The 25,805-nt window shown below is 65.8% G+C and carries 19 protein-coding genes; 5 read left to right on the forward strand and 14 right to left on the reverse strand.

The window, feature by feature from the left end; translation table 11 throughout:
* Positions 1-212 precede the first annotated feature (212 nt).
* The 9 genes from AC1D02_RS07010 to AC1D02_RS07050 form a co-directional block, all read right to left on the reverse strand.
* Positions 213-734: a carboxymuconolactone decarboxylase family protein gene (locus tag AC1D02_RS07010; RefSeq protein WP_477315100.1), complete on the reverse strand. Its 522-nt coding sequence runs from the start codon at positions 732-734 to the stop codon at positions 213-215.
* 59 nt (positions 735-793) lie between these two features.
* Entirely contained in the window at positions 794-1,342 is a 549-nt protein-coding gene (locus tag AC1D02_RS07015) for a peroxiredoxin (protein WP_477315102.1), read from the reverse strand.
* A 76-nt stretch (positions 1,343-1,418) separates the two neighbouring features.
* The gene (locus AC1D02_RS07020; RefSeq protein WP_477315104.1) at positions 1,419-2,669 is read right to left on the reverse strand and encodes a hybrid sensor histidine kinase/response regulator; all 1,251 of its coding nucleotides are present in this window, start codon (positions 2,667-2,669) and stop codon (positions 1,419-1,421) included.
* Positions 2,666-3,265, reverse strand: a complete 600-nt coding sequence (locus tag AC1D02_RS07025) for a chemotaxis protein CheB (protein ID WP_477315106.1) — start codon at positions 3,263-3,265, stop codon at positions 2,666-2,668. The genes AC1D02_RS07020 and AC1D02_RS07025 overlap by 4 nt, the downstream gene beginning before the upstream one ends.
* On the reverse strand, positions 3,262-4,053 hold the full coding sequence (locus AC1D02_RS07030) for a CheR family methyltransferase (protein ID WP_477315367.1): 792 nt from the start codon (positions 4,051-4,053) through the stop codon (positions 3,262-3,264). The genes AC1D02_RS07025 and AC1D02_RS07030 overlap by 4 nt, the downstream gene beginning before the upstream one ends.
* Before the next feature lie 35 nt (positions 4,054-4,088).
* Positions 4,089-7,553, reverse strand: coding sequence for a response regulator (locus tag AC1D02_RS07035; protein WP_477315108.1), 3,465 nt, complete (start codon positions 7,551-7,553; stop codon positions 4,089-4,091).
* Between the two features lie 78 nt (positions 7,554-7,631).
* The gene (gene uvrA / locus AC1D02_RS07040; protein ID WP_477315110.1) at positions 7,632-10,169 is read right to left on the reverse strand and encodes an excinuclease ABC subunit UvrA; all 2,538 of its coding nucleotides are present in this window, start codon (positions 10,167-10,169) and stop codon (positions 7,632-7,634) included.
* Positions 10,170-10,319: 150 nt separating this feature from the next.
* On the reverse strand, positions 10,320-11,462 hold the full coding sequence (locus tag AC1D02_RS07045; protein WP_477315112.1) for an OmpA family protein: 1,143 nt from the start codon (positions 11,460-11,462) through the stop codon (positions 10,320-10,322).
* Positions 11,463-11,678: 216 nt separating this feature from the next.
* On the reverse strand, positions 11,679-12,974 hold the full coding sequence (locus AC1D02_RS07050) for a glycosyltransferase (RefSeq protein ID WP_477315114.1): 1,296 nt from the start codon (positions 12,972-12,974) through the stop codon (positions 11,679-11,681).
* Positions 12,975-13,029: 55 nt separating this feature from the next.
* Here AC1D02_RS07050 and AC1D02_RS07055 point away from each other — a divergent pair, with 55 nt between their 5' ends.
* The gene (locus AC1D02_RS07055) at positions 13,030-13,764 is read left to right on the forward strand and encodes a Mut7-C RNAse domain-containing protein (RefSeq protein WP_477315116.1); all 735 of its coding nucleotides are present in this window, start codon (positions 13,030-13,032) and stop codon (positions 13,762-13,764) included.
* A 2-nt stretch (positions 13,765-13,766) separates the two neighbouring features.
* Here AC1D02_RS07055 and AC1D02_RS07060 read toward each other — a convergent pair whose 3' ends face one another.
* From AC1D02_RS07060 to AC1D02_RS07080, 5 genes are all read right to left on the reverse strand, one after another.
* Positions 13,767-14,201, reverse strand: a complete 435-nt coding sequence (locus AC1D02_RS07060; RefSeq protein ID WP_477315118.1) for a GNAT family N-acetyltransferase — start codon at positions 14,199-14,201, stop codon at positions 13,767-13,769.
* A gap of 14 nt (positions 14,202-14,215) precedes the next feature.
* Positions 14,216-16,375, reverse strand: coding sequence for a putative bifunctional diguanylate cyclase/phosphodiesterase (locus tag AC1D02_RS07065; RefSeq protein ID WP_477315120.1), 2,160 nt, complete (start codon positions 16,373-16,375; stop codon positions 14,216-14,218).
* Between the two features lie 174 nt (positions 16,376-16,549).
* Positions 16,550-16,852, reverse strand: coding sequence for a YciI-like protein (locus AC1D02_RS07070; RefSeq protein WP_477315122.1), 303 nt, complete (start codon positions 16,850-16,852; stop codon positions 16,550-16,552).
* An 8-nt stretch (positions 16,853-16,860) separates the two neighbouring features.
* Positions 16,861-17,331 (reverse strand): cyanophycin metabolism-associated DUF1854 family protein, encoded by a 471-nt coding sequence (locus AC1D02_RS07075; RefSeq protein ID WP_477315124.1) that lies wholly within the window; start codon positions 17,329-17,331, stop codon positions 16,861-16,863.
* A 2-nt stretch (positions 17,332-17,333) separates the two neighbouring features.
* Positions 17,334-19,610: a cyanophycin metabolism-associated ABC transporter gene (locus AC1D02_RS07080; RefSeq protein ID WP_477315126.1), complete on the reverse strand. Its 2,277-nt coding sequence runs from the start codon at positions 19,608-19,610 to the stop codon at positions 17,334-17,336.
* Positions 19,611-19,943: 333 nt separating this feature from the next.
* Between AC1D02_RS07080 and AC1D02_RS07085 the strand changes: the two genes are divergently transcribed.
* The 4 genes from AC1D02_RS07085 to AC1D02_RS07100 all read left to right on the forward strand — a co-directional run bounded on the left by AC1D02_RS07085 (position 19,944) and on the right by AC1D02_RS07100 (position 25,770).
* Positions 19,944-22,121: a cyanophycin synthetase gene (locus tag AC1D02_RS07085; protein WP_477315128.1), complete on the forward strand. Its 2,178-nt coding sequence runs from the start codon at positions 19,944-19,946 to the stop codon at positions 22,119-22,121.
* Between the two features lie 64 nt (positions 22,122-22,185).
* A complete protein-coding gene (gene cphA / locus AC1D02_RS07090) occupies positions 22,186-24,756 on the forward strand; it encodes a cyanophycin synthetase (RefSeq protein ID WP_477315130.1) in 2,571 nt (856 codons plus the stop codon).
* Between the two features lie 82 nt (positions 24,757-24,838).
* Entirely contained in the window at positions 24,839-25,027 is a 189-nt protein-coding gene (locus AC1D02_RS07095; RefSeq protein WP_477315132.1) for a hypothetical protein, read from the forward strand.
* Between the two features lie 314 nt (positions 25,028-25,341).
* Entirely contained in the window at positions 25,342-25,770 is a 429-nt protein-coding gene (locus AC1D02_RS07100) for a hypothetical protein (protein ID WP_477315134.1), read from the forward strand.
* Positions 25,771-25,805: the final 35 nt, after the last annotated feature.

Below are 25,805 nucleotides of genomic sequence, written 5' to 3' on the forward strand. Positions count from 1 at the left end.
ACAAGACGACAGTCCCTTTGCCGATGCTTTATGTCACTACCGTCGATAAGATGGAGTCATACAAACACACCAACAAATTTTTAAGGGGCACTACCATGATGAGCAAACTCCCAATGACCTGGACCGGAATCCAAATGGCACTGGCCGGCGCTTCGGCTTACTTGGTCTGCACCACCGACCTGCTGCGCGGCGCCGCGATCTTCCTGCACTAATCAGTTCGACGCCGCGATGACCTGCGAAGCCGCATTCACGACCGCCGCAATCCGGCCGACGTCGCGTAGTTGCTGCGAGGACATCCCTTCATGCTTGAGCAAATCGAAATGCGACTTGATGCAGAACTGGCACTTGCCGATGATGGACGCCGACAGCGCGAACATCTCGAAGCGCCGCTTGTCGATGCCGCCATTGGTCGCATAGGCATTCATCCGTAACTGGGCCGGCTGAGTCTTCAGGTCTGCGTCCTCCGTCATCTCGACATACGGATACCACACGTTGTTCATGCCCATCAGGGCCGATGCCGTCAGGCACGCATTCTTCTCTTCCTCCGACAGCGCGCCACTGGCGACGATGATGTCGATGATCTTGCGGCTCTTGCACGCAAACGCAGCCGCCAGGGCCACGCCGACCGCGTCATTGCCTTGCAGGCTGGAACGCGCGATGGTGCCGTCGATGTTCAGGCGAATATCCTTCGCATAGTCGGGAATCAATTCCTTAATCGAATTCAAGAAGTCCATTGTTAAATCCTATCGTGTCGGGTTTTTAAAACCCGCCGAAGCGGGTTGGATGAGGCTGATTACAGCGTGTTGCCGCCCAGGGCGCGGTTGCAAGGGCACAGTTCGTCCGTTTGCAGGCCGTCGAGGATGCGCAGGATTTCCTGCGGGTTACGGCCGACGTTCAGATTGTTCACCGACACGTGCTGTATGGTGTTTTCCGGATCGACGATGAAGGTCGCGCGCAGTGCGACGCCGGCCTGCTTGTCGCGCACGCCGAGCATGTCGACCAGGGCGCCCTTCGAGTCGCCGAACGAGAAGTGGTTCAGCTTGTCCAGGTCCTTGTGTTCGCGGCGCCATGCCAGCTTCGAGAACTCGTTATCGGTCGAGCCGCCCATCAGCACCGCATCGCGGTCTGCCAGGTCGTCGGCGATCTTGCCGAATTCAACGATTTCGGTCGGGCAGACGAAGGTGAAGTCTTTCGGGTAGAAGTAGATGACTTTCCACTTGCCCGGGAACGACGATTCGGTGATTTGCTCGAACGCCGAGACGCCATTTTCTTCGTGCTGGTTAAAACCTGGCTTGGCAGCCGTGACGCTGAATGCGTCCAATTTATCGCCGACAGTTTTCATTGTTTAGTTTCCTTGCGTTGTTGAGTGAATCAGGTTGTCTAGTATAGAACTAATGGATTGATAGTAGAAATAGTATTTATTGAGCAGGACGATAGCTTGCGGCTTCGGCCGCGGCGGCCGCGTTGGCGCTCACGTCCGGACTGGCGAACAGCGGCAGCACCAGGCTGAAAATCGACCCGGTCTGCCCGTCGCTGGTCACGAACAGGCGCCCGCCGTGGGCCGCGGCCAGCTGGCGCGAAATCGCCAAGCCGAGGCCGAGCCCCTTGACTTCGCCGCTGCCGGTGCCGCGCTCGAACGGCTCGAAGATGCGGCGCTGGTCCTCTTCGGAGATGCCCATGCCCGAATCGATGACGTCGATCCGCACTTCCTGCGCGTCGGCCTCGACCACGATGTCGACCGGCTTGCCGTTCCCGTAGCGTAGCGCGTTGGTCAGCAGATTGATCACCACCTGCTCGATGCGGAACTCGTCCCAGCGCCCTTCGACCGGACCGTGCGGATGCAGCTTGATGCTGGCGCCGTAGCCGGAAGCCTGCAGCGACAGGTCGGCCACCACCCGCTTCAACAGCGCCACCAGCTCGAAATCGGTCGGCCGGATCGACAGGCTGCCGCTGCGGATGCGCGAGACGTCGAGCATGTCGTCGATCAGGCGGATCATCGACTGAATCTGGCGCTGGTCGCGCGCGATCATCGCCGGCAGCCGGTCCGGGCCGAGCGCCTCGACGTTGCCGCGCTGGAGCTGCAGCATGCGCATCTGGCTTTCCAGGAACAGGGTGTTGAGCGGGGTGCGCAGTTCGTGCGCCACCAGCGACATGAAGTCGTCGCGCATGCGCAGCGAGCGTTGCAGCTCGCCCTGGGTCTCGCGCAGCTGCTCGAGCAGCACTTGCTGCTCCTTGCGGCTTTCTTCCAGCGCGGCGACCTGGCGCCGCACTTCGTGGCGCTGCTGGTCGAGCGAGACGAACACATTGACCTTGCTGCGCACCGCATCGCTGTCGAGCGGCTTGTAGAGGAAGTCGACGGCGCCGGTCTCGTAGCCCTTGAAGGCGTAATTGAGTTCGCGCCCCGCCGCGCTGGTAAACACGATCGGGATGTGGCGGGTGCGCTCGGTGCCGCGCATCAGTTCGGCCAGCTCGAAGCCGTCCATGCCCGGCATCTGCACGTCGAGGATCGCCAGCGCGAACTCGTGTTCGAGCAGCAGCTGCAGCGCCTGTTCGCCGGACGACGCGTGGTAAATCAAGCGCTTTTCGTCGCGGATCAGCGCGTCGAGCGCCTGCAGGTTGTCCGCCAGGTCGTCGACGATCAGTACCTTGCTCAAGACCGGATCCTTCATGTTCTCTCCACCATCAACTGCAACAATTCATGGATGCCCGCCAGCGGCAGCACCAGGTCGGGGGCGCAGGCGTCGATCGCCGCCTGCGGCATGGTCGGCACCTGCGCCTCGGCCGGATCCTGCACCACGGTCAGCCCGCCGCGCGCATGGATCGCCGCCATGCCGTCGGCGCCGTCCATGTTGGCGCCGGTCAGCAGGATGCCGACCAGCGCGCGGCCGTAGACGTCGGCCGCCGATGTCATCAGCACGTCGATCGCCGGCCGCGCGAAATGCACCGGCGGCTCGCAGCTCAGGGAAAAGCTGCGATCCTGTTCGACCGACAGATGGTAACCCGATGCGGCGAAGTAGACGGTGCCATCGGCGATCGCCTGCTTGTCGACAGCTTCCAGCACCGGCACCGCCATGCGCTCGTCGAACAGCTCGGCCAGCCGGCTGTCGCGGTTGGCGGGCATGTGCAGCATGCAGATCAAGGGCACCCGCATCGTGTCGGGCAGGCCCGCGAGCAGTTTGACCAGGGCTTCGACGCCGCCGGCCGATCCGGCGACGATGATCGCCTCGGGGCGGCGCGCCAGGATCTCGGGGGCGAACGCGGTCATTTGCCGGCCTTCCGGTAAATCCTCTCGCGCTTGACCAGCGGTTCGAACTGGCCGGCGTATTCGGAGAATTCGATGCTCTCCTTGCTGCCCAGCGCCAGGAAGCCGCGGTGGCACAGCGACTCGTGGAACAGGCCGAACACGCGGTTCTGCAGGCGCTTGTTAAAGTAGATCATGACGTTGCGGCAGCTGATCAGGTGGGTCTCCGAGAACACGCTGTCGGTCGACAGGCTGTGGTCGGCGAATGTCACGTTCTCCACCAGCGACTTGTCGAACAGGGCGCCGCCGTAGGCCGCCGTGTAGTAATCCGAAAACGCGCGCTTGCCGCCGGCGGCCTGGTAATTTTCGGTGTAGAGCTGCATCTGCTCGAGCGGGAACACGCCGCGCTTGGCCATCTCCAGCGACTCCGGATTGATGTCGGTCGCGTACAGGATAGCCCGCTCGAGCAGGCCCTCTTCGCGCAGCATGATCGCCATCGAATAGACTTCCTGCCCGGTGCTGCAGCCGGCCACCCAGATTTTCAGCGAGGGGTAGGTTTTCAGGAAAGGCACCACGTGTTCGCGCAGCGCGGCATAGAAACTCGGGTCGCGGAACATCTCGGTGACGGGAATGGTCAGGTATTGCAGCAGCTGCGAAAACGCCGCGGCGTCGTGCATCACGCGCGCCTGCAGCGCCGAGATGCTGTCGCAGCCCATTTCGCGCAACGCGTGCAGCACCCGGCGCTTTTGCGAAGCGCCGGTGTAATCGCGGAAGTCGTAGTTGTACTGGAGGTAGACGGCCTCGATCAACATCCGCAATTCAATGTCGGTGACGTGCAGCGGAGTTTTCAAATACGTTCCAGGTTGGGCATCCAGACCCGCAGCAGCGAATACAGGCGGTTCAAATCGATCGGCTTGGCCAGGTAGTCGTTGGCGCCGGCGGCCAGGCACTGCTCCTGGTCGTCCTTCATGGCCTTGGCGGTGATGGCGATGATCGGCAGCCGTCCGTAGCGGCCATCGGCACGGATGCGGCGCATCGCCTCCATCCCGTCCATGCCAGGCATCATGATGTCCATCAGGACCAGGTCGATGCCCGGCACTTCATCGAGCTTGCTGATCGCCTCGAAGCCGTTGCGGCCGACTTCCACTTTCGCCCCGCGCTGCTCCAGCGCGGAGGTCAGCGCGAACACGTTGCGCACGTCGTCGTCCACCAGCAGGATGGTGCGGCCCTCGAACACACGGTCGCGGCCGCGCACGGTTTTCAGCATGCTCTGGCGCTCGGTCGACAGCTTGGCTTCGACCTGGTGCAGGAACAGCGTGACTTCGTCGAGCAGGCGCTCGGGCGAACGCGCGCCCTTGATGATGATCGAGCGGGAGTACTTGAGCAGGTCGTTTTCCTCGTCGCGCGTCAGGTTGCGGCCGGTGTAGACGATCACCGGCGGGAACGAGCACAGGTCCTCGGTCGACATTTTTTCGAGCAGCTCCTTGCCCTGCATGTCCGGCAGCTTCAGGTCGATGATCATGCAGTCGAAGACATTGGTGCGCAGCAGCGCCAGCGCTTCCTCGCCCGATCCGACGGCGGCGATTTCGACATCGCTGTCGGCGATCAGCTGGACCACGCTTTCGCGCTGGCGTTCGTCGTCCTCGACCAGCAGGATGCGTTTGATCTTCTGGGTGAATTTTTCTTCCAGCTTGCGGAAGACCTGTTCCAGGTCGCCGCGGGTGGTCGGCTTAAGGGCGTAGCCTATCGCTCCGAGGTTCAGCGCCTCGCCGCCGTTGTCGGTCGACGACACCACGTGCACCGGAATGTGGCGCGTCTGGGCATTTTCCTTCAGCAGCTGCAGCACCGACAAACCGGAGCGGTCCGGCAGGCGCATGTCGAGCAGGATCGCGTCGGGGAGGAACTGGGTCGCCAGTTGCAGGCCTTCGGCCCCCGTCAGCCCGACCAGGCAGCGGTAACGCATTTCGTGAGCCAGGTCGAACAAAATGGCGGCAAACGCCGGATCGTCTTCGATCACCAGCACGGAACGCTGGTCGTCCGACGTGGCGAGCGCACGATCGTCGGCAAACGACGCCACCGTTTCGGCCGGAGGCGCAACAGGAGCGGGCGCGGCGACGGGCGCCGGAATTGGCGCCGGAGCGGCCTGCACGTAAGGCTCGGCCGGCGCGTTGGGCGCCGCTTCGGCCGGGCAGGTACGGGGCATGGTCAGGGTGAACACGCTGCCGTTGCCGGGCGAACTGGTGACGCTGATCTCGCCGCCCAGCAGCGCGGCCAGGTCGCGCGAAATCGACAGGCCAAGGCCGGTGCCGCCGAAGCGCCGGCTGGTGGTGCCGTCGGCCTGGTGGAAGGCGTCGAAAATCTTTTGCTGCTGGTCGGGCGAGATACCGATGCCGGAGTCCTCGATCGCAAACTTCACCGGGCCGCCCGGGGTGCTGCTGACGGTCATGGTCACGGCGCCCGCTTCGGTAAATTTGACGGCGTTCGACAGCAGGTTCTTGAGCACCTGTTCGAGGCGCTGGCGGTCGGTCCAGATGGTCGCCGGGACGGACGGATCGACCTGCACGTTGAAACGCAGCTGCTTCTGGTGCGCGAGCGGTTCGAACGTCATCGAGAGCGACTCCACCACGCGGCGCAGCGGCAGCGATTCGAGCACCAGTTCCAGCTTGCCCGCTTCGACCTTGGAGATGTCGAGGATGTCGTTAATCAGGTGCAGCAGGTCGTTGCCGGCCGAGTAGATGGTCTGGGCGAAGCGGACCTGTTCCTCGGAGAGGTTGCCTTTGACGTTATCGGACAGCAGCTTGGCCAGGATCAGCGAGCTATTGAGCGGCGTGCGCAGCTCGTGCGACATATTGGCCAGGAATTCGGACTTGTAGCGGCTGGCGCGTTCGAGGTCCTGCGCGCGCTGGCGCAATTCGTCCTGGGCTGCGTTCAGTGCGCTGTTCTTGGCGTCGAGGCTCAGGGCCTGCTCGGCCAGCTGGTCGTTGGTCTGTTCGAGTTCGGCCTGCTGGTTTTCCAGGTGCGACTGCGACTCCTCCAGCACGCGCGACTGCTCTTCGAGTTCCTCGTTGGCGGTGCGCAGCTCTTCCTGCTGGACCTGCAGTTCTTCGTTGAGCTGCTGGGTCTCGGCCAGCGACTCCTGCAGGCGATTGCGGTATTTCGCCGCCGCGACCGCGGCGCCGACGCCCTCGCTCACCAGCTGCAGGAATTCGAGGTCGCGCGAGGACGTCTCGTGCAGGAAGCCGATTTCGATGACGCCGTTGACTTCGCCTTCGTTGCGGAACGGCGCGATCACGAGCTGGCGCGGCGCCGAACGGCCAAGGCCGGACGACACCTTGATGTAATCGGCCGGCAGCTCGTCGAGCGCCAGGATGCGGTCCTCGCGCACGGCCTGGCCGACCAGCGACTCGCCCGGCTGGAAGATCTGGTTCTGCCCGGCCCACGCTTCGGAGAAGCCGTAGGTGGCGACGCGGCGCATGGCGCCGCCGTTTTCGCGCACGTACATCGCGGCCACCAGGCCGTCGACGTAGCGGGTGATCTGCTCGAGCGCGGCCTGGGCCATCGGCGCCATCGCATGGTGGCCGGTCATGGCCACGGCCAGTTCGGACTGGCCGGTGCGCAGCCAGGACTGGCTTTCCAGCAGCTCGGTATGGGCGCGCTGCTGCTCCATCGCGCTGGTGTAGGACTTGGACAAGCCGACCAGGTCGCGCCGGCCGAAGAAGGCGAGCATGCCGGACACGCCGAATTTGAACAACAGGAAGATGATGACCGACCAGCGCGTGGTGCTTTTCGCCTCTTCGTTGCGCACTGCCAGCAGCTTCTCTTCCGTTTCGAGGAAACTGGCGAACTGGCGCCTGACCTCGTCGGTCAGCGCCTTGCCGCGGCCGCTTTTGACCGCCGCGACGTAATCGCCGTCGGTGCGGCGCAGCTCGATCGCTTCATTGGCGAACTCCTCCCACAGCTTCTGGGCCGACTGCACCTTGCGCAGGCGCGCAACCTGCTGCGGATTGTCCGACACCTCTGCCACCAGTGCCTCCAGTTCGGACTCGATCTGAGGCTTGGCGGTCCGGTAAGGGGCCAGGAACGCAGGATCGCCGCTGATCAGGTAGCCGCGCATCCCCGTTTCCATGTCGGACGACAGCTTGCTGACCTGGTTGGCGTCGCCGATCACGCGCTGCGAGTGCTCAACCCAGTTCAGGACGCTGATCAGGTAAACGATGACGGCGACGAACACCACTGCGCTGAGAAAACCCACGCCCAGCGGCATGGCGACGTTGCGGGACAGGATGCGCCGGAACTGAGTGTTATCGATCATCGTCGTTGAATACCTGGTCTGTTAACAAAATTCCCTTAGTTTAACGTATGAGAGGGCGCGCACGAGCGATTCCAGCAGTCACTTTTGGTCAAAATACCGGGTTAAATAGGGGGCCGTACGGCTGGCGGCGGCCTTGATGATTTCGCGCGGCGGCCCGGCGGCGACGATGGTGCCGCCCTGCTCCCCCGCGCCCGGTCCGATGTCGATCACCCAGTCGCAGGCGGCGATCACGCGCATCGTGTGCTCGACGACGATGACGGTGTTGCCGGCGTCGACCAGGCGGTCCAGCTGGACCACCAGCTTCTCGACGTCGGCCGGATGCAGGCCGGTGGTCGGCTCGTCCAATATATACAGCAGGTTGCCGCGCGCGGCGCGCTGCAGTTCGGTGGCCAGCTTGATGCGCTGGGCCTCGCCGCCGGACAGCTCGGTGGCCGGCTGGCCAAGGCGCAGGTAGCCCAGGCCGACTTCGCGCAGGGTCTCGAGCGAGCGCGCCACCGAGGGATCGTCGGCGAAGAATTCGGCGGCCGCATCGACCGTCAGCGCCAGAACCTCGGCGATGTTCTTGTCCTGGTAGCGCACTTCCAGCGTCTTGGCGTTGTAGCGCGCGCCGCCGCAGGTCGGGCACGGCGCGTACACGCTGGGCAGGAACAGCAGTTCGACCATCACGAAGCCCTCGCCGGCGCAATGCTCGCAGCGGCCCTTGGCCACGTTGAAAGAAAAGCGCCCGGCGTCGTAGCGGCGCGACTTGGCCATTTTCGTCGCGGCGAACAGCTTGCGCACATGGTCGAACAGGCCGGTGTAGGTGGCCAGGTTGGAGCGCGGCGTGCGCCCGATCGGCTTCTGGTCGACCCGCACCAGGCGCTTGATCCCGGCCAGGCCGTGCACGATGCGCCCTTCGAGCGGCAGGGCCTCCTCCTGCGCCAGCGCGTCGCCCTCCTCCGGCTCCGCTTCCAGCGCGTGGCCCAGGCCGGCCGCCACCAGTTCCACCAGCACCTGGCTGACCAGGCTCGATTTGCCCGAGCCGGACACGCCGGTCACGCCGGTCAGCACGCCGAGCGGGAATTCCGCCTTCAGCTTGTGCAGGTTGTTGCGGGTGACGCCTTCCAGGCGCAGCCAGTCGGCCGGCACACGCGGTTCGCGCCGCGGCGGCTTGTCGGCGGCGAACAGGAAGCGCCGCGTCTGCGATTCTTCGACCTTCTTCAGGCCGTCCGGCGCGCCGCTGTACAGCACATGGCCGCCCTGCTCGCCGGCGGCCGGGCCGACGTCGACGATCCAGTCGGCGTGGCGGATCACGTCGAGCGCGTGTTCGACCACGAACAGCGAATTGCCGGACGCCTTGAGCTGGGCCAGCGCGGTGAGCAGCGCCTCGGTGTCGGCCGGGTGCAGGCCGGCCGACGGCTCGTCGAGCACGTAGACCACGCCGAACAGGTTCGAGCGCACCTGGGTCGCCAGGCGCAGGCGCTGCAGTTCGCCCGGCGACAGGGTCGGCGTGCTGCGCTCGAGCGCGAGGTAGCCCAGGCCCAGGTCGAGCAGCACGCCGAGGCGCGCGCACACGTCCTGCGCAATGCGCTGGGTGACGATCGCCTTTTCCGGATGCGCGGCGGCGGCCTGCGCGTCCTTGCGCGCGCTGCCCTCCGCGTGCGGGCGCAGAATCGCCGCCAGCCGTTCCAGCGGCAGGCGCGAGATGTCGGCGATGTCGTAGCCGGCAAAGGTCACCGACAGCGACTCGCCGCGCAGGCGCTTGCCGCGGCACTGCGGGCACTCCGAGCTGACCATGTAGCGCGCCACGCGCTTTTTCATCGAGGCGCTTTCGGTGGTGGCGAAGGTCTGCAGCACGTACTTGCGCGCGCCGGTGAAGGTGCCCTGGTAGCTGGGGGTTTCCTTGCGCTTCAGCGCGGCCTTCACTTCCTTCGGCGTGAAGCCGGCGTACACCGGCGCGGTCGGCTGCTCGTCGGTAAACAGAATCCAGTCGCGGTCCTTCTTCGGCAGGTCGCGCCACGGCGTGTCGACGTCGTAGCCCAGGGTGGTGAGGATGTCGCGCAGGTTCTGGCCGTGCCAGGCGGTGGGCCAGGCCGCCACCGCGCGCTCGCGGATGGTCAGCGTATCGTCCGGCACCATCGACGCTTCGGTCACTTCATAGACGCGGCCGAGGCCATGGCATTCCGGGCAGGCGCCTTCCGGCGTGTTGGGCGAAAACGATTCGGCGTACAGCAGCTCCTGGCCGCGCGGGTAGTCGCCGGCGCGCGAATACAGCATGCGCAGCGAATTGGACAAGGTGCTGACGCTGCCGACCGAGGACCGGGTGGTGGGCGAGCCGCGCTGCTGCTGCAGGGCGACGGCCGGCGGCAGGCCGGTGATGTCGTCCACTTCGGGCACCGGCATCTGGTGGAACAGGCGGCGCGCGTAGGGCGACACCGATTCGAGGTAGCGCCGCTGCGCCTCGGCGTACAGGGTGCCGAAGGCGAGCGAGGACTTGCCCGAGCCGGACACGCCGGTAAACACCACCAGCGCATCGCGCGGAATATCGAGCGAGACATTTTTCAGGTTGTGCTCGCGCGCGCCGCGCACCTGTACAAATCCGGCCAAAGGCCCGTCCATCGTGTCCGGCATCGTCATCTCCCTGTCAGCAAGGGTTCGATTAAACCGCCGCTGGCGTTAAAAATCGGTTCGTTGCCACACCGTTTCCATGCATAAGAAAAGCTTATGCATGGACGTAAAAAAACCGCCCGGCTTGCACCGGGCGGCTTTCAGCGGAACGTCGCAGTATTACTTGTTGCGGGTACCGACGACTTCGACGGTGACGCGACGGTTCTGAGCGCGGCCGGCAGCGGTCTTGTTGTCAGCGACTGGCTGGGTCTCGCCCTTGCCTTCGATGAACACGCGCGATGCATCGACGCCTTTCGACACCAGGTAAGCCTTGACGGCTTCGGCACGACGCAGCGACAGGCGCTGGTTGTACTCGTTGGTGCCGATCGAATCGGTGTGGCCGACGGTGACCATGGCTTCGGTGTTCATGCCCTGCAGCTTCATCATCAGGTCGTCCAGCGCTGCCTTGCCGGCTGGCTTGACGACCGACTTGTCGAAGTCGAACAGGGTTTCAGCAGCGAACGAGACTTTTTCCGACACTGGCATTGGTGCTGGCGGCGGTGGCGGCGGGGTCTGCACGACTGGAGCCGGAGCTGGCATTGGCTCTGGTGCCGGCGGCGGGGTGTAGACCACTGGCGCTGCGACCGGACGGCCCATTTTCCAGATCAGGCTGACCGATGCCAGGTTGACGTCGGCGCGGCGGGTCCACGCGTCCTTGGTACGATAGCGCTCGATCTCGCCGCGCACTGCCAGCGCTTCGGTGAATTTGTACTCGAGGCCCAGGCCGGCCTTGTAGCCGCCCGACTTGTAGCGCGGGTTGCTGTTGCCGTCGATCGCCTGCAGGGTGTTACCGGTGTAGTGCTCTTTGGTCATGCTGTAGGTACCACCGATGCGGCCCAGTACCGAGAAGCGCTGCGACAGCGGCATCATTGCGACCAGGTCGAGGGAACCGCCGCGAATGCCGACATTACGGTTCAGGATGCGGCCGTTCGAGGTCGATGCGTTGTAGTCGAACTTGCCCAGGTCGTAGTACGAAAACTCGACCGCGAAATTGCGGTTCAGCTGCTTACCGGTGATCAGTTTGCCGCCCACGCCTTTGTGGTCTTCCGAGTAGGCGTTGATCGTGCCTTGGCGAGCCAGGCCGCCCAGGTTAAGGTCCTGATCGATGAAAGCGCGCGACTGGCCCAGGCCCAGGCCGACGTACCATGCGTGGTCGGCCCAGTCCGGATTGACGAAGTCGTTTTCACCGGCGAAGCTGGCCTGGCTAGCCAGGATGGCGGCGGCTACAGCGGTCAGTTTGAGCATGTTTTTAGCAATTTTCATGGTTGGTATCCGTTCTAAGTATTTTTGATGGGGGTGGTAAAAGCCTGAATTTCAAACCCGCCTGGAGAAATACGCCTCGCCAGGACAGGAACCTTGTCGGTCTATGCAAAAGGGCTGTCGACCATGGACTCAACTATTGCCGATCTGCCATATACCGCTCTGTTCGCTAACGCTCATAAGGAAAAGTATTTGCGCATTTGTACCAACTAAACAACATCATGGTCGAACCGATTGCACCGGCAGGGGCAAAGCGGCCAGCGCGGCGCATGCGGCGCCGAGGGCCGGCCCCTGGCCGAAACGCAGTGCGACCGCCTCGCACTGCGCCGTGACATGGGGTGAAGACAGCAATTTGCGCAGGCTGCGCTCGAGGCGCGCCGCGTCCAGGCGCGCGCCTGGCAACACCTGGCCGACGCCGAGGGCCGCGACCCGCGCCGCATTGTCGAACTGGTCGTGGGCGAACGGCGCCACCAGCTGCGGCGTCGCCGTGCGCAGCGCTTCGGCGGTGGTGCCGATGCCGCCGTGGTGCACCAGCGCGGCCACGCGCGGCAGCAGCGCGGCCATCGGCACATAGTCGCGCCACAGCACGCCGGCCGGCAGCGCGGGCGGCAGCTGGTCCCGGTGCGGCGTCAGGAACAGCGCGCGCCGTCCAAGCTTGTGCGCCGCCGTCAGCGCGCTGGCGAAGAACCGCGCCGCCTGGCGGTTGCCGGTGCCGGGCGTGAAGGCGATCGGGGCGTGGCCGGCGTCGAGAAAGCGCGCCAGCTCGGGGTCGATGGCGCTGGCCGGATCCGGGTCGTACAGCGGAAAGCCGGCGTGCAGCAGCGGGCGCGGCCAGTCCGGCTGGGTGCGCGCAAACCACTCGGGGAACAGCGCGATGGTCAGGTCGGGCACGGTGTACATCCAGGTCAGCAGGCTGCGCACCGCGGGCAGCCCGCGCTGGCGCCGCGCGTCATTGATGCCGGGCAGCGCCACCGGGTCGATCACCCTGGCGCCGGCGCGCCGCCACAGCCAGCGCCGCACGACGAACGGCATCCACGGCGGGATCCGCAGCGGGCCGATGGTCAACGGGTCGTGCACGGTAGGCATATTGGACGGCGCCAGGCAGGCGCAGGCGATGCGGATGTCTGGGCGCGCGGCGCGGCACAGGTCCGCTTCGGGCAGCACCAGAGGGTGCACCAGCAGCACGCAGGCTTCGGACGCCGGCAAGGTGTCGACGAAGGCCGGCAGCTGCGCCGCGGCGGCGCGGGTGGCGCGCCAGACCACGCCGAAGCCCTTGCGCGCATCCCACAGTTCGGGATCGTCGAGCACCGCTTCATCGACCGCCAGCGCATGAAACGCCAGCCCGGTGGGGGCCACTTGCTCCCGAAACTGGCCGGGCGCGAGGAAGCTGACCTTGTGGCCGGCGTCGCGCAGCGCGAGCGCCATCGCCAGCATGGGAAACAGGTCCCCCGCGGATCCAATGGAAACCACCACTGCATGAATGCGATTCGCTTCGATCGTGTGCCTCCCCTGCATTGCTATCTTGGCTATACTTTACGACAAAGCGCGTAAATATCCAACGGCTTCTCCGATGACCACCGCCACATTCCGCTTTTACGCTGAACTGAACGCCTTTCTCGCCCCGGCGCGGCGCCAGCGGACCTTCGCGGCGTCGTGTGCGCGCAACGCCACGGTCAAGCACGTGGTCGAAGCGCTCGGGGTGCCGCACACCGAAGTGGCGCTGGCGCTGCTCAATGGCGAGGCGGCGCCGCTGGACCGGCTGCTGCGCGACGGCGACCGGCTGGCGGTGTATCCGCGCTTCGCGCTATTCGACGTCGGCGCGCCGCAGCCGCCGGCCTGGCGCTTCGTCGCCGACGCCCACCTCGGCGGACTGGCGCGGATGCTGCGCATGGCCGGCTTCGACACGCTGTACGACAACGGCTTCGACGACGCCACGATCGCCGCGCTCGCCGCCGCCGGGGAACGGGTAGTGCTGACGCGCGACCGCGAGCTGCTCAAGCGGCGCGGCGTCAGTTATGGGCGCTACGTGCACGCCCTGCGCCCCGCGCAGCAGCTGGCCGAAGTGGTCGAACGCCTTGCGCTGGCGCCGCACGCCGCGCCGTTCACCGTCTGCCTGCACTGCAATGCGCCGCTGCGCGAGGTCGCCAAGGAGCAGGTGGAAGACCGGCTGCCCGACAGCGTGCGCGCGCACCACCAGCAGTTTTCCACCTGCGACCAGTGCGGGCGGGTGTACTGGAAAGGCTCGCACTGGAAGCGCATGTGCGCGCTGCTGGACGCGTCGCTTGCGCGCGAGGGGTCGGTGTAACGCTATGCCGCCTCGAGGTAGCCGCGCTCCATCGCCAGCTCCTGATTCTCGAACAGCGCCATCGCCGTGCGCATGCGCCGGAATCCGAACTTCCGGTACAGCCCCTCCGCGCCTGGCGCCGCGTACAGGATCACCTTCTTGTGCCCTGCGGAGCGGCGCAGCAGTTCGGCGACGATCTGCTTTCCCAGGCCGATTCCGCGGTACTCGGGATGAACCGCGATGTCGCCGAGGTAGCAGGTGTAGACCCCGTCGGCCAGCGCCCGGCCCACGCCCACCAGCCTGTCGCCGTCATGCACGAAGCAGCGGAACATGCTGTTGCCGAAGGCGATTTCCAGGTCGGCGGGCTTCTTGTTGCCCAACGGCGGCGACGCCTCGAATAGCGCCGACAGCGCCTCCCAGTCGAACGACTCGATCGATTCACTCCATTCCAGTGCCACTTCCCCTCCTTTGATTACATTGAACCGGGTTGCCGCGCCAGCGCTTCGAACGCGTCGATCGTCGTCGGCTTGCCGAAAAGGTAGCCCTGGTAGGCCATGCAGCCGTGCGCGCGCAGGAATTCCAGCTGCTCGGCCGTCTCCACGCCCTCGGCGATCACCTGCATCCGGAAGTTGACGGCCAGGCCGATGATCGTCTTGACCATCACCGCGTCGTTCGGGTCGGTGGTGATGTCGCGCGTAAAGCTCTGGTCGATTTTAATCTGGTCGAGCGGAAGCTGCTTCAGGTAGGCCAGCGACGAGTAGCCGGTGCCGAAATCGTCCATCGACAGCGACACGCCCATCGCGCGCAGCCGCTGCATCTTGCCGACCACGTCCTCGACGTCGTTGACGATCACGCTTTCGGTCAGTTCGAGCTTGAGGCGGGCCGGGTCGAACGCGTGGCGCGCCAGCGCCGCTTCGACCGAGTCGACGAATTCGTCCTGGCGGAACTGGCGCGCGCTGACGTTGACGGCCAGGGTGAACCCGGCCAGCGCCGCGTCGCCGGCCCAGCGCGCCAGTTGTGCGCAGGCCGTGTCGAGCACCCAGGCGCCGATTTCGAGGATCAGCGAACTGTCCTCGGCGATCGGGATGAACTGCAGCGGCGACACCGCGCCGCGCCGCGGGTGCATCCAGCGCACCAGCGCTTCGGCGCCGACCGGCCGCAGCGCGGCGTCGACCTGCAGCTGGTAATGCAGCGACAGCTGTCCGCGCGGCACGGCGTGGCGCAGGTCCGCCTCGAGCGCGGCGTGGGTCTCGACCGCCATCTGCATGGCGGCGCTGAAAAAGCGCAGCGTGTTGCGGCCGGCGTCCTTGGCCTTGTACATGGCCATGTCGGCCTGGCGCAGCAGCACGTCGGGCGCCTCGGCGGCGCCGAAGAACATCGCCACGCCGATACTGGGCGAGGTGTGGTGCGCATGCCCGTGCAGCTCGAATGGCGCGTTCAGCGCCAGCCGGATCTTCTCGGCGACCAGGGCGCTGCGTTGCGATGCCGCCTCCACTTCGGCGCCGATCTCGGCGAGCAGCACGACGAATTCGTCGCCGCCCAGGCGCGCCACCGTATCCTCCTCGCGCACGCAGCCGCGCACGCGCTCGGCGACTGCCACCAGCAGCAGGTCGCCGGCGTCGTGGCCGTAGACGTCGTTGATGTTCTTGAATTTGTCGAGGTCGATGAACAGCACCGCGCCGTAGTGGCGGTTGCGCGCCGAGGACGCCAGCGCCGCGTTCAGGCGGTCCATCAGCAGGCGCCGATTCGGCAGGTGGGTCAGGATGTCGAAGAACGCCATCCGGTGCACGCTCTCTTCGGCCTGTTTCCGGGCGCTGATGTCGTCGAAGTTGACGACGATCTGTTTGAGCTTGCCGTCCGAGTCGAAATCGGGAAAGGCGCCGACCAGCAGCCAGGTGACGGTGTCGCTGGCGCCGCCGACGGCCCCGACCACCAGCGCCTGCAGCGGTTCCAGGGTGGCGCGCACGCGGTTGACCGGATAGTCCTCGACCGCCATGCGCTCGCCGTGCTCGTCGATGAAGTGCCAGGTCGGATCGAGCGCGCTCTTGCTTCGCATCTGGCCGTCGGTCATGCCGAGCAGCGCAGAGGCGCGCGGATTGCTGAACACGACCGAGGTGTCGGGTGCGTGGACGACGATGGCGGTGTGCAGGTTCTCCAGCAACTCGCGGTAGCGCGCCTCGCTCTCGGCAAGTTGGCGCTGCTGCAGGCGCAGCGCAAGCTCGGCCTGTTTGCGCTCGCTGATGTCGCGCGATGAATTGAACATCACCAGCTGGCCGCCGATTTCGACCGGGCTGCAACTCACCTCGACGTCCAGCAGCGAGCCGTCCTTGCGGCGATGGGTGGTCTCGAACTGGATGCGGCGCCGGTGCAACAGCAGCTGCTCGATATTGGCGCTGATCCGGGATTCGTCGAGTTGGGCGTCCCACTGCGAGATGCGCATGCCGACCATTTCGCCCGGCGCGTAGCCGAGCATGGCGCAGAAAGCGTCGTTGGCCTCGGTGAGGAAGCCGTGGAGATCGATGATGTGGATGCCGTCGCTGGCGTGGCGCAGCAGCGCTTGCGAGCGTTCGCGGTCAAGGACGGCCAGCTCCAGCCGCCTCTCGTCGAAAACCGCGTCGCCAGCTTGCGCCATCCGCCACTCCGTCTAAACGTGCAGGCCGGCGACTCAGGCCGGTGTTCGAACCACGATCACTCAGTCTATCTTAAATATTAGAGCGATGGCGCGCTTGAACCTTGGTTCGCGGCGCCGACGAAACCGGGCGTCAGGTCCACCTAACCTGCCCCCCGGTTCCTGTTCCGCGTCGCGTCAGGACGGACGAATTGGGGTCGTCGCCGCTTCGCCCACCACCGTGTTCCACGGCCGGACCTTGTACGAGGTCACCAGGCCGTGGATCACGTACGGGTCGGACTTGGCGAACGATTCGACCGGTTCGGACGAATCGGCCTGGAACATCAGCACGGCCGTGTCGACCGGGTCCGACAGCGCGCCGGCCAGCACCAGCTCGCCCCGCTCCTGCGCCTGCCACGCAAGTTCGAGGTGCTCGGCGCGGTACTGCGTGCGCCGTTCGAGGTAGTCGGGGGCCAGGTCGTAACAGAGCAGATAGTGCATGCGAACTCCTACAGGAAGCGGTCGAGGATCTTGCGGGTGTGTTTGTCGATCGTGAACATGTTGCGGATCAGGTAGTGGATGCCGTGGTTGTCGGCCACCAGCAGCGAGGCGTCGCCGATGCGGCGGATATCGCCTTCGTCCTTGAGCGTGAATTCGGTGTCGCCGCGGTCGGTCTTGACAAACCAGGTGCACGGCGTGGCGAAGCTGCTGACGCTGGAGATATGCGAAATCTCGGGCATGAATTCGCGCCCATCGAGTTCGTCCTGCAGCAGCGCGCGCTCGGCCGCCGGCAGGTCGGCGATGTCGTCGATCCACGCCACTTCCTTGCCGTCGCCCAGCACCAGCGAGATGCCCTGGCTGGGCGACTGGATCGGGAACGCGCGCACCGGCGCGACGCCCTGGTGCACCTGGCCGTCTTCGGCCGTCAGCGACAGCACGCCGAAGCTGTCGCGTGCCAATGCGAATTTACTTGTCGCCATCGTTATTCTTCCTCGTCCATGTCGGAGTCGACGTTGCGCGCCTGCGCTTCATACAGCCGGTGGTAGGCGCCCTCGCGCGCCATCAGCTCGTCGTGGCTGCCCTCTTCCACCACCACGCCGCGGTCGAGCACCACCAGGCGGTCGGCCCGGTGCAGCGTCGACAGGCGGTGCGCGATGGCGATCGTGGTGCGGCCCTGCACCAGGTTGTCGAGCGCCTTCTGAATTTCCTTTTCGGTCTCGGAGTCGACCGAGGACGTGGCCTCGTCCATGATCAGGATGCGCGGGTCGATCAGCAGCGCGCGCGCGATCGAGATGCGCTGGCGCTCGCCGCCCGACAGGCCCTGCCCGCGTTCGCCGACCATCGAGTCGTAGCCCTGCGGCAGGCGCAGGATGAATTCGTGGGCATGCGCGGCGCGCGCCGAGGCGATGATCTCTTCACGGGTGGCGCCCGGCTTGCCGTAGGCGATGTTCTCGGCGATGGTGCCGAAGAACAGGAAAGGCTCCTGCAGCACCAGGCCGATGTTGCGGCGGTAGTCGGCCACCGCGAACGAGCGGATGTCTACGCCGTCGAGCAAAATCGCGCCTTCGGACACGTCGTAGAAGCGACAGATCAGGTTGACCAGGGTGCTCTTGCCCGAGCCGCTGTGGCCGACCAGGCCGACGAATTCGCCCGCCTTGATATTGAGCGAGATGCCGCGGTTGACGGCGCGGTTGCCGTACCTGAAGCCGACTTCGCGCAGGTCGATGCGGCCTTCGATCTTGTCCAGCCTGACCGGATTGGCCGGCTCCGGCACGCTCGACACGTGGTCGAGAATGTCGAAGATGCGCTTGGCGGCCGACGCCGATTTCTGCGTCACCGACACGATTCGGCTCATCGAATCGAGGCGCCCGTAGAAGCGGCTGCTGTAGGTGATGAACAGGGTCAGCACGCCGACCGTGATGTCGCCCTTCGATACCTGCCAGATGCCGAACACCCACACCACCAGCAGGCCAAGCTCGGTCAGGAACGACACCGTCGGCGAGAACAGCGACCACACTTTATTCAGCTTGTCGTTGACCGCCAGGTTGTGCTTGTTCGCTTCGCGGAAGCGCACCGCCTCGCGCTTTTCCTGGGCGAAGGCTTTCACCACGCGAATGCCGGGAATTGTATCGGCCAGCACGTTGGTCACTTCGCCCCACACGCGGTCGATCTTTTCGAAGCCGGTGCGCAAACGGTCGCGCACGATGTGGATCATCCATGCGATGAACGGCAGCGGCACCAGCGTAATCACGGCCAGCAGCGGATTGATCGAGCACAGGATCACGCCGGTCATGATGATCATCAGGACGTCGGAGGCGAAATCGAGCAGGTGCAGCGACAGGAACACGCAGATGCGGTCGGAGCCGCTGCCGATGCGCGACATCAGGTCGCCGGTGCGCTTGCCGCCGAAGAATTCGAGCGAGAGCCGCATCAGGTGTTCGTAGGTGGTCGAACGCAGGTCGGCGCCCATGCGCTCGGACACCAGCGCCAGCACGTAGGTCTTCCACCACCCGAGCAGCCAGGCCAGCACCGCGGCGCCGAACAGGCCGGACATGTACAGCCACACCAGTTTCTGGTCGACCGGCTGGCCGTTCTGGAAAGGGATCAGCACGTTGTCCATCAGCGGCATGGTCAGGTAGGGCGGGATCATGTGCGCCGCGGTGCTGGCCACCATCAGGAAGAAGCCCAGCGCCAGCTGGCCGCTGTACGGCTTGGCGAATTTCCACAGGCGGAACAGGGTCCAGGTCGACGGCGGCGTGTACAGCACCTTGGTGCAGATCGGGCACTCTTCCTGGTCGGGCTCGAGCGGCGCCTTGCAGCTCGGGCAGACGTGCTGCTCGGCGACCTGCACCGGCCGGCCGCTGACGTGGCTTTCCTGCTGCTCGCGGAACTGGTCGAGCACGCGGATCGCGTGTAGGTTCTGGCCCAGCGTGAAGCGCCAGGCGGCCAGCCTGCCCTGCTGGTCGACCAGCTCGAGGTGGCCGACGCCGGCGTGATCGTGATGCTTAAGCCGCAGGCCGGGGCGGTACGACCAGTCGCGCCATTCGGTTTCGCCGGGCGTGCGCGCGATCAGGCGGCGGTCGGTGATGACCACGATCCCTTTTGTGAAACGTAATTTCGCGTCGAGGTCAACCTCGACGCTACTTAGAACGTTCTCTCCCGGTAAAAGTTTTTTCTCGACGTCAGGTAACCACGAATCGGGCAGGAAACTGGCCGTCAGGGCTGGCGTCAAAGGAGCAACGAGTTGTTGAGATGTCATTGTCATGCCGCCTGTTACAGGCAAGTCTTCTCGAGTAATTAGGAAAGGCCGCTTCGGCCCGCACTGTCTGCCCGAGGAAACTGTTGCAGGCAGGTCTAGCCGATACAGGGTGCTCCCAGAGCGAAGGAGCAATCTACGGTATTCTATCGGAGGGCCCAGACTGGCAGAAATCGGTTCGGCACGGTAAGCTTCGTTTCAGCAAGTATACAACATGATGTTCTTTTGGAAGCCTTGGCGCGCCTGAAGAACGCAGATGCAGTCAAACACAGGCAATGCCTCGGAACGGCTCAGCGCGTCCGAAGAATGCGCAACCGTTATCAAGAAATTATTTACATGACAAACAAGAAAGACCTTGAGTTCCTCCGTGTGACGCATCTGCGCGGTCCGAACATCTGGACCTACCGCCCCGTCATCGAGGTCGTGGTCGATATCGGCGCGCTGGAAGAGGCGCCGTCGAACAAGATTCCTGGCCTGTACGAACGCCTGGTGGAATGGCTGCCAGGACTGGTGGTGCACCGCTGCGGCGTCGGAGAGCATGGCGGCTTCCTCGAGCGCCTGCGCGACGGCACCTGGGCCGGCCACATCCTCGAGCACGTCGTGCTGGAGCTGCAGAACCTGGCCGGCATGAAGACCGGCTTCGGCAAGACCCGCTCGACCGGCGAGCCGGGTATCTACAAGATGGCCTTCCGCACCCGCGACGAGCATGTCGGGCGCGCCGCGCTGGCCGCCGGCCGCGAGCTGCTGCTGGCCGCCATCAACGACACCGAATACGATCTTGCCGCGCAGGTCGCGGCGCTGAAGGAACTGGTCGACGAGCACTGCCTCGGCCCGTCCACCGCGCACATCGTCGAAGCGGCCACCGAGCGCCGCATCCCGTCGATCCGCCTCACCGACGGCAACCTGGTCCAATTGGGCCACGGCGCCGCGCAGCGCCGCATCTGGACCGCCGAAACCGAGCGCACCAGCGCGATCGCCGAGTCGATCGCCAGCGACAAGGACCTGACCAAGTCGATGCTCAAGTCGTGCGGCATCCCGGTGCCGGAAGGCGCGCTGGTGCGCAGCGCCGCCGAAGCGTGGGAAGAAGCCCAGGACATCGGCCTGCCGGTGGTGGTCAAGCCGTACGACGGCAACCACGGCCGCGGCGTATCGCTGAACCTGATGACCGAGGCCGACGTCACCGCGGCGTATGAGCTGGCCAGCCGCAAGGGCGGCAGCCAGAGCGTCATCGTCGAGCGCTTCATCACCGGCGACGAACACCGCATCCTGGTGGTCGGCACCGAAGTCGTCGCGGTCGCCAAGGGCGAGTCGCTGTGGGTCACCGGCGACGGCAAATCGAACATCATCGAACTGGTCGACAGCCAGATCAACACCGATCCACGCCGCGGCACCACCGAAGACGCGCCGCTGAACGCGCTGGCGCCGGAAAAAGGCGCCGAGATCATCCTCGAACTGCAGCGCCAGGGCATGACCGCGTACTCGATTCCGCAGGACGGCCAGAAGGTGCTGATCCAGCCGAACGGCAACGTGGCCTGGGACGTCACCGACAGGATCCATCCGTCGGTCGCGCACGCGGCCGCCCTGTCGGCGCGCGTGGTCGGCCTCGACATCGCCGGCGTCGACCTGGTGTGCGAAGACATCTCGCGCCCGCTCGACGAGCAGCGCGGCGCCGTCATCGAAGTCAACGCCAGCCCGGGCCTGCTGGCCCACCTGAAGCCGGCCAACGGCGAAGCGCGCCCGGTCGGCAAGGCCATCGTCGCCCACCTGTTCGAGCCTGCCGACAGCGGCCGCATTCCGATCGTGGGCGTCACCGGCACCCAGGGCACCAGCCTGATCGCGCGCATGGTCGGCTGCCTGGTCAACCTGACCGGCATCCACGTCGGCGTCGCCAGCGGCCAGGGCCTTTACCTGGATCACCGCCAAGTGGTCAAGGGCGACTGCATCAAGTGGGAAGCCGGCCAGCGCCTGCTGATCAACCGCACCCTGAAGACCGCGGTCTTCGAGAGCAATGCCCGCATGATCCTGTCCGAAGGCCTGGCCTACGACAAGTGCCAGGTCGGCATCGTCACCGACATGGAAGGCATCGACGGCCTCGCCGAGTTCTACATCCGCGACGCCGACGACATGGCCAACGTGCTGCGCACCCAGGTCGACGTGATCCTGCCGCACGGCGTGGCGGTGCTCAACGCCGAAAACGAAGCGGTGGCCGAACTGGCCGACCTGTGCGACGGCGACGTGATCTTCTACGCCGAGAACCCGGACAACGCCGTGGTGGCGGCCCATCGCGCCGCCGGCAAGCGCAGCGTGGTCGTGCGTGACGGCGCCATCGTGATGGCCGACGGCCAGGACGAAGCGGTGCTGCTGCCGCTGTCCGCGCTCAATCCCGCCACCGTCAAGTACCCCGCCAGCGTGCTGGCGGCGGTCGCGGCGGCCTGGGCGCTGGGCGTCGAGGCGGAAATCATGGCCGCCGGCCTGCGTACCTTCGACCCGGCCGCCAAGCACGCGCCTCATTAACGAATCAAGCCTGGCGCCGCGCGCCAGGTTCCGGGCACAGCCCATCAGACAGGATTAACGGTTTATGCAAGTTTCACGCGTACGGGCGCTGCGAGGCCCCAACCTCTGGAGTCACCACACGTCGGTCGAGGCGGTCCTCAACTGCACTCCCGACGAAGAATGCGTGGGCAACCTCGCCGGCTTCGAAACGCGCCTGCGCGCGCGCTTCCCCGCCCTGTCGCCGCTGCAGCCGACCGGCCACGACGACCGCATCCCGATGGCGCACGTGTTCGAACTGGCCGCGCTCGACCTGCAGGCGCAGGCCGGCTGCCCGGTCACCTTCAGCCGCACCACCGCCACCACCGAGCCAGGCGTATTCCAGGTCGTGGTCGAATATTCGGAAGAAGCGGTGGGCCGCCTCGCGCTGGAACTGGCCGAGCAGCTGATCAAGGCCGCGCTGGACGACGCCCCGTTCGACCTGGACGGCGCGCTGGCCCAGCTGCGCGAGCTCGATGAAGACCTGCGCCTCGGCCCGTCGACCGGCTCGATCGTGCACGCGGCCGTCGCCCGCAACATCCCGTTCCGCCGCCTGACCGAAGGCAGCCTGGTCGCCTTCGGCTGGGGCAGCAAGATGCGCAAGATCCAGGCGGCCGAAATGGACCGCACCGGCGCCATCGCCGAGTCGATCGCGCAGGACAAGGACCTCACCAAGAAGCTGCTCGACGCCGCCGGCGTGCCGGTGCCGCACGGCCGCGTCGCCGTCGACGCCGACGACGCCTGGGCCGCCGCGCTGGAGATCGGCCTGCCGGTCGTGATCAAGCCGAAGGACGGCAACCAGGGCAAGGGCGTGACGGTCAACATCACGACCAAGGAACAGATGACGGCCGGCTTCGTGGCCGCGTCCGAATTCCGCGACGACATCATGGTCGAGCGCTACCTGCCCGGCAACGACTTCCGCCTGCTGGTGGTGGGCGACAAGCTGGTGGCCGCCGCGCGCCGCGATCCGCCGCAGGTGATCGGCGACGGCGTGCTGTCGGTGCGCCAGCTGGTCGACCAGGTCAACCTCGACCCGCGCCGCGGCAACGGCCATTCGACGTCGCTGACCAAGATCCGCTTCGACGACATCGCGCTGGCCAGCCTGGCCGCGCAAGGCTACGAAGCCGAGTCGGTGCCGCCGCGCGGACGCCGCGTCATCCTGCGCAACAACGCCAACCTCTCGACCGGCGGCGCCGCCACCGACGTCACCGACGACGTGCATCCGGAAGTGGCCGCGCGCGCGGTCGCCGCGGCGCACATGGTCGGCCTCGACATCTGCGGCGTCGACCTGGTGTGCGACAGCGTCTTGAAACCGATTGAAGAACAAGGCGGCGGCGTGGTCGAAGTGAACGCCGCGCCGGGCCTGCGCATGCACCTGTCGCCGTCGTTCGGCAAAGGCCGCGCGGTCGGCGAAGCGATCATCTCGTCGATGTTCGCCGACGGCGAGGACGGCCGCATCCCGGTCGTCGCCGTCACCGGCACCAACGGCAAGACCACCACGGTGCGCCTGATCGCCCACCTGCTCACCGCTGGCGGCCTGCGCACCGGCATGACCAACACCGACGGCGTCTATATCGAAGGCCGCGCGATCGACCGCGGCGACTGCAGCGGCCCGCGCAGCGCGCGCAACGTGCTGATGCACCCGGACGTCGACGCGGCCGTGTTCGAAACCGCGCGCGGCGGCCTGCTGCGCGAAGGCCTGGCCTTCGACCGCTGCCAGGTCGCTGTCGTGACCAACATCGGCTCGGGCGACCACCTCGGCCTGAACTACATCACCACGCTGGAAGACCTCGCGGTCCTCAAGCGCGTGATCGTGCAGAACGTCGCCGACGGCGGCATGGCGGTGCTCAACGCCGCCGATCCGATCGTCGTCAGCATGGCCGACAACTGCCGCGGCGACGTGACTTTCTTCGCCGCCGACTCGCAGCATCCGGTGATGTCGATGCACCGCGCCAAGGGACGGCGCGTGGTCTACATCGACAACGGCTACCTGGTCGCCGCGCAAGGCAAGACCCAGTACAAGGTCGCGCTGACCGAAGTGCCGATCACGCGCGGCGGCACGGTCGGCTTCCAGGTCGAGAACGTGATGGCCTCGGTGGCCGCGGCGTGGGGCGTCAACATGCCGTGGGACGCGATCTGCGCCGGCCTGAAGTCGTTCGCCAACGAGAGCGACAACGCGCCGGGCCGCTTCAACGTGTTCCCCTACCGCGGCGCCACCGTGATCGCCGACTACGGCCACAATCCGGACGCGATCATCGCGCTGGTGCAGGCGGTCGACAGCATGCCGGCCAAGCGCCGTTCGGTGGTCATCTCCGGCGCCGGCGACCGCCGCGACGAGGACATCCGCCAGCAGACCGAGATCCTCGGCAACGCGTTCGACGACGTGCTGCTGTACCAGGACCAGTGCCAGCGCGGGCGCGAAGACGGCGAAGTCGTCGCGCTGCTGCGCCAGGGCCTGCAAGGTGCGCGCCGCACCACGCATATCGACGAGATCAACGGCGAGTTCGTGGCGATCGACAAGGCGCTGGCGCGCCTGTCCGAAGGCGACCTGTGCCTGATCCTGATCGACCAGGTCGACGAGGCGCTGGCCCATATCGCGGCACGTGTTGCGCAAGGCTAAGAAATCTTGCGATAGGGCTTCCACTGCGCTTCCGTCCGGTTAAACTTATCCTGCAAGCAGGATTTACCGTTCGGGAGCTGCCATGCTGGATCTCACCACCGACTATCTCACGCGCCACGACCCGGAGCCGGCATCATCGGTCCGGGCCGAATACAGGCCGCGCGCACAAACCGACCGCCGCGCCGCACAGGCCGGGGTCCCCGCTTCTCCTTCCCACCGTCGCCGACGAAACGACAAGCTGTGCGCCGGCACGACCACGCCATCGCAGTAATCGCGTCGGCCGGCTGACGCGCCGGGACGCCGCCACGATGCGCTGCACCGGCAGCCGCCCGGCTGACCGGCAGCCGGCCGAATTGTTAATTTGACCCGCCGCCGCGGGCCGCGCCTTGCGCTGGATCAAACGTGCGCGCGCCGCCAGCGCTTACCGCAGAGCTGTTCGCCGAACCCCGCATCCATGGTGAAATGCGCGCTATTCCATCGCAGAAATATACACAGGACGCCCTGATCTGCGGGTAAAAATGCGTGCAGCAAAATTAACTATTTCGGCGCACAATGAAGATTCCGACGAACTTCGAAGGAATTATCATGAACGGCACAATCGACCCTCCCAGCAGGCATTCCGAAGCGTATCTGCATGCGGCAGCCCGGCTGGAACAATCCCTCGGGCAGCTGGCCGAAGCGATGGACGAGGTGGAGCGGATAGGCGCGCAAATCGCCCACTCGACCTACATGGCGCAAATCGTGGCGGACCGCGCCAAGTACCACAAGCTGCAAGCGTTGACCCAGCCCGAATCGACGCTGGCCGCCACCCTGGCCGATCCCGACGCCACCGGGCGCCTGATGCAGCTGCTGGCGCCGTCGCTGGTGTTTCCCGCCATGACGCCGATGCAGATCGACTTCAGCGGCGAGGCATTGCACCATGCGCGCCAGGTGGCTGAGCTGCACAAGGAGAACCTGCGCAAGATGATTGCCGCCGAAGTCAGGCGGATCGATGCACTCGGCGACACCGTCTAGCATCGCCTGTCGCGCCACACGCAAGCTTGCGTCAC

Source organism: Massilia sp. P1_C10 (genome assembly GCF_056406475.1).